The sequence below is a fragment of the Lamprobacter sp. genome (assembly GCF_034860625.1).
Classification (GTDB): Bacteria; Pseudomonadota; Gammaproteobacteria; order Chromatiales; family Chromatiaceae; genus Lamprobacter.
Genome location: NZ_JAYESN010000213.1, coordinates 1 through 5,364, shown reverse-complemented (window position 1 = coordinate 5,364; position 5,364 = coordinate 1). Strand labels below are relative to the sequence as shown.

The following is a 5,364-nucleotide window of genomic DNA, read 5'->3' as shown; positions in this document are numbered from 1 at the left end:
CACGGTGTTGTCTCCACGCAGCTGGGCAAAGCCACTGCCATAAACAATCAGCTCCTGACCTCGGGTCACACGATCCGCGGAAAGCCCACTGATTACTACCTCTGTACCCAGCTCGATGCGGTAGGCATCGTCCCCAATCTGCGGTGGCACCCGCACATCGGTGACCACATTGCCGTTGTAGGGATCTACAAAAGCATGCACCAACTGGAAGTGGATGGGGCCCACAACATCGCTGCCGGCATCCATCCAGTCAAAGGGCAGGTCGAACCAGATCGCCCCGCCGCTGCCCGAGTGAACATCCGCGGCGTCTATGGTCCAGGTTCTGAGACCCCCGGCGGCACTGCGCGCCTGCAACATGACACTGGGGTGATAGCTGCCGCCACCGGCACTGAAACCGTCAAGGCCGGTACCGTAAAGCGTGACCCGCCGCTCATCCTCAGGCCGCGCGACCTTGCTCAGACCCGCTGGCGTGAAGCGCTCCAGGTGCAAGGGGAAGCTGACACTGTCGAACTCGATCAGCGGCGGAGTGCTGAGCAGATCGGCCTCGGTACGCAGGATGTCGGTCCCCGCAATCATGACTTTGGTACGCCAGTTGTAAGAGGCCCACAGCCACTGCGCCTTCTGCTTGGCGATACGATACACGCCCTGTTCGGCGAGCTGATGCCCCAGACGGTGCTCGGCAAACTTGATCATTGCGGCGATGTTGTCCACATTCTGCATACCACCGACAAAGCTGTTGATCGCCCCGCGCAGACTCGGCGGATCAGCAGACAGGTGATCCGCAGCGGCGCGGAACCAGCCCTGGTCGATAATCCAACGCACCCAGGCTTCGAGGAAGGCCTCGTCACCCATGGGAAGCAAACTGTTCATCACCGCGATCAGATGATCGGTCAACAGGCGATCAAGCAACACCGGCTGCAGCAGGCGGTACAGACTGCGCTGCTCGGGGTCATCGAAGGTAAAGAAGGGATCCACTGCCGGGGTGAAGATACTCAGGCGGGTGGGCATGAAGTGCGTGTTTTCGATCTCGGTTGCGGAGGCATTGTAGGCATACAGCAGACCCTGCTGCGGACCGATGTTATCCGCAGCCCAGGTGGTCAGTGAGGGTGCATGCAAGATGCGGTTGGTCATGCCGTCGCGCAGCTCATAGCGTGCGGGCAGCATGCTGTCGCTCTGGATCAGCAGCTTGCCGTTCATCACACCGGTGGCAAACACCGTGCCCTCACGGCCTGGCAGCACCTTGAAATCGCTTTGCTCCGCAGCGGGCAACACCGTCAGCCCCTCGCTCTGCGTGGCGCGGGTAGTGCCTGCAAAGTCAGCTGCGGAGAACACCACCGAGCCGCCGTCGAGCTGCCGCCGGAGCGCGTCCTGACTCGCCTGCACCGCCGCGGTGAAGGCACCCCCATATACGACTGACAGGTTGTCCGGACGCAGGTAGAAGGGATCGACGCGCAGTGCGGCCACAAACTCATCGATAAAGGCGCGGCCGTGATCGCGAATCGTTTCGCGCATGTGTGCTGGGGTCAGTCCACCACGCAGGTACTGGGGATCGATATGGTTGAGAATGATGTCTACCGCGGTAGCCTCGGGACTGAATTCCACCGAGGTCTGGTTCTCCAGCACGGTAGCCAACAGGTAGACCACATAGTCCTGGGTGCCCGGCATGAGCAGCATGACAAAGGCGCTGGCAAAGGGCGCATCGGGAACCGGAAGTTGCAGCGAGCCCGCGGCATTTGGCCGGTAGTCCTCAAACAGCACCGAGACTTCCACCTCTGACATGAGCAGCGGTGAAGGATCGGGCAAGGTCACGGTGGCGTTCAGCCAGCGTGCATCGGCCTCCCAGTCGAGCGGGGTCACCGGCTGCCACAGGCGGTCCAGCAGTTCGGACTCGTTGATAATGTCGCTCAGGCTACGCGTGGTGTCGAACACATAATCCAGCACCGCCTGCGCACCGGCCACACTGGCTGTGCTGTCATCCACACTGCTGAGCAACGTATTGATACCTGCATCAAAGCCCTTGCCCGGCTGCAGCGACAGCCGGTTGGCGTAGGACAACGCCACATCGTGCCGGTTGCCCAGCAGCGCACTGTCGTTGCCGCGGGCATTGAGCACCACCGTGGCCACAAACTCGCCGCGCTGGCTGACGTCCGTCTGGCCCAGCCCGTTCAGGCGATCGGTCCAGTAGTCCCAGCCGCCCGGCTCGGGCTCGCGGTCAAACACATTGATATACACCGAGCGCACAAAGTCACGGTTGCTGCCGGTCGCCGGGTACAGCGCCTGCGCCTCCGCGCTCCAGGCAAAGTCCCTGGCCAGATCGGTCAGTGAGCGCCCGCCCTGCAGCAACTGCTGTTGCCAGTACTCAAGACCGGCCACGTCCGGGGCGCGACCAAAAAATGCCAGGTACAGATCCGTCAGCAGCGCCACCTGTTGCTGCACCGCCCCCGAGGCCAGGCTGGACAGCGCCACCGTGGTCGGCGTGCTGGCGCCAAAGCGCAACTGCTCCACATTGGCCAGGGTGACCGTGGCCTCACCAAAGCGCAGGGTGTACTGCCCCGACGCGCCCTGCTCCACCGTAAAGTGGTTGGGGAAAGCCGGCAGCAGCAGGGTGTCTGTACCCCCGTGGCCGTCGATATGCGCGCTGCCATCCCCCTCAAGCGCCGCCGGCAGGCTGAGCACATCATTGCCCTGGGTGCCATCGGTGCGCGCCTCGGCCTGCTCGGCCGCCTGCAGTACCACCACGCTCTGCCCCGCCACCTGCAGCACGCCCATGCGCGGCTGACCGGTGGTGTTGGCCGCCACGGTATAGCCCAGCGTGGCACTGCCCGTGCCGCCAGCGCCATTCAGTTGCAGCCAGCTTTGCGCGCTGCTGGCGCTCCAGCTGCAGTCGGGGCCAGAGGCCGTGACGGTGAGCGCGCCGTTACTGGCAGCCGAACCTGCGCTGAGCTTGAGCGCAGAGAGCGTGTAGCTGCACTCGCCGTCCGGCGGGTCTTCCGGCCCGGTGCCACCACCGGAACCGGCGTCAATCTCTGCCAGCAGCGTCCAGGCCAGCGCGCTGAAGTTGGTCTGGCCGCCGGTCTCGCTGTGACCGCCGCTCAAGAACAGGCGGCCATCGGGCAACAGCGAGGCCGCCATGCCGCTCAGGTAAATACCGGCAGACAGACGCCAGCTGGTATCCGGCCAGGACAGCGTACCGTCGGCAGGGTCCATTACCAGCAGCGACACCCGCGTCTGCGCCCCGTCTTCCACCAGGCTGGTACCGATCAAATAGACCACACCGCGCGCAGCGTCCACCACCGGCGGATACAGCGCACCCCAGCTGGAATCGGGCAGTGGCGGCAGGCTCGACAGGCGCACGATGGCCTTGGTCGCAGGATCCACAGTGAACAGGGTGTATTCGGTATCGCTGCCTACCGCCCGCCGGGCCAGCAGCAGGTAGCGCCCGTCGGGCAGGCGCTGCGGCAGGGTGTAGTTACTGGCGCTGATGTGCCAACCGGTCTCGCCGGCAAACAGGCTGCTGCGCACCACACTGAAGGTATTGCTCGCCGAGTCGTAGCGCTCCACCTGCTCAATCGCATAACTGCCGAAAGGCTCCAGGCCACCCAGCACCAGGGCAGAGCCATCCGCCGCCGGCAGCACCACCGGCACGGCGCGCGGGGTATTGAGCGGTTGGGTGACGGTAAAAGCCCCGGTAGCCGGGTCAAACACCTCGGCAAACTGCGCGTTCTTGATGCTGTACCAACCGCCCGCCACCAGCACCCGGCCACTGGCCAGGGTAGCAGCGGAGGCATTCATACGCGGGTAGTTGAGCTGGCCCGTGGCAGTGAAGGTACCGGTCGCCGGGTTGAACAGCTCGGCGTTGCCATGCCCGGGCGCCACGCCCAGGTCCGCCGCACCGCCGGCAAGCAGATAGCGCCCATCCGCCAACTGGGCAAAGGCGCTGTAATCGTGGGTGTAGAGCATGGACTGCAGGCTGAAAGCCGCGGCACCGGGCGACCAGAACTCAGCCGAATCCAGCGCCGTAAAACCCACCCCGTGACCGCCGAACAGCGCCACACGCCCATCCGGCAGGGTCGCACTCCAGTGGCCCATGCGCGCCACGTTCATGTCCGGCCCGAAGTCCAGCGCCCACTGCGGCTGTACCGCCTGGGCACGCACGCCCACCGCAGCCAGCGCCAGCAGCAGCAGGAACAGACCCAGCACTGGCCCAAGCACCGGGCCAAATGCCCACCCAGAAAAAGCGCGCGACCGCGTCCCAGCAAGCATGCTCATACGTCCCCCCGGAACCCATGACCAGCGTGGCAAATTGTCTGCCATAAGCTAAGCACAAAGGGCCGGACGTTACCGCGATACAGATCAATAAAACCTTAGATCAGCTTGGGAATTAGTAGCATCGAAGTCGCGTTTACTGAGAATCATTGAGATAATTTACTTAGTTACTACGATATTTAGTCAGCGGGGTATCAGCTACCTCAACACAATGGGTCGTTTTGGGGACAGTTTACTTGTTTGTCAGGGGCAACAAGTAAACTGTCCCCGGAGATCCCAATCAAGCAGACGCTGATACAACGCATTGGCCGCAGGCAGCAGCGTCGCATTCTGCGGAGGATCGCTCAGCTGGCGGTTCGCACTGCGGAATGGGGGCGACCCCGCGTGCTCGGGCTGCAGTCTCAGGCACTGGCACAGTTGCTGCCAGCGTGGTGAATCCGACGCGCAGAGACGCTCGTAGGCTACGGGCAGCAAAGGCGTGCCGCTGGAAAGCAGCCGCTCGACCTCCCCGTAAACTGCCAGCCATTCCTCCAGCCAGTAATCCCAGGTCTGCGGGTCGTGGTGCAGGTACTGATGACCGCCGGCGGCCAGCCGCCTCTTGTCCAGACCAAACTCGTGATGGCCGAGCCAGCGCATGTACTGGCGGAAGAAAGGATCCTCACGCTGGTATTGGGACATGCGCGCGTGCTGGCGGCGCAAGGAAGCCACATGCTCCAGCGGCAGGCGGAATGGCACCAGAAAAACCGCCTGCGGAAACCACTCCATCAGAGCAGGCAGACGCAGCACATTGTTGTTGTTCTTGGACAGATACCGATGGCCGCCGCGTGCACGCTGTACTGCGCGCAGATAGTCGGCAAAACGCGGCCCCAACTCTGGCGGCGGCTGATGCGGCAAGAGGCAGTGCTCGCCGATATAGCGCTCGCCGTCGAGCGTACGCCAGAACACTTCGTCAAAGGCTTCAGGTGACTGTGCATTCACACGTATGCCGTCCCCGTGCGGCCGCTCGGAGAGCGGCAGCCGCCGCGGAGGACCGCGCAGCGCAGCCCAGGAATTGGGAGCGAGCACAAACGGCATATCGCCGTAACAGAGCGCAGCAAA

Annotated in this window: 2 protein-coding genes; both read right to left on the bottom strand. The window is 63.6% G+C overall.

Translation table 11 applies throughout. From position 1 onward, the window contains the following. Positions 1 to 4,053: DUF4214 domain-containing protein (locus VBE63_RS24295; RefSeq protein WP_323685595.1), on the bottom strand; the 4,053-nt coding region annotated here is incomplete at its 3' end. Positions 4,054 to 4,509: 456 nt separating this feature from the next. Beyond that, positions 4,510 to 5,364 (bottom strand): hypothetical protein (locus VBE63_RS24290; protein ID WP_323685594.1); only part of this gene is annotated, 855 nt, incomplete at its 5' end.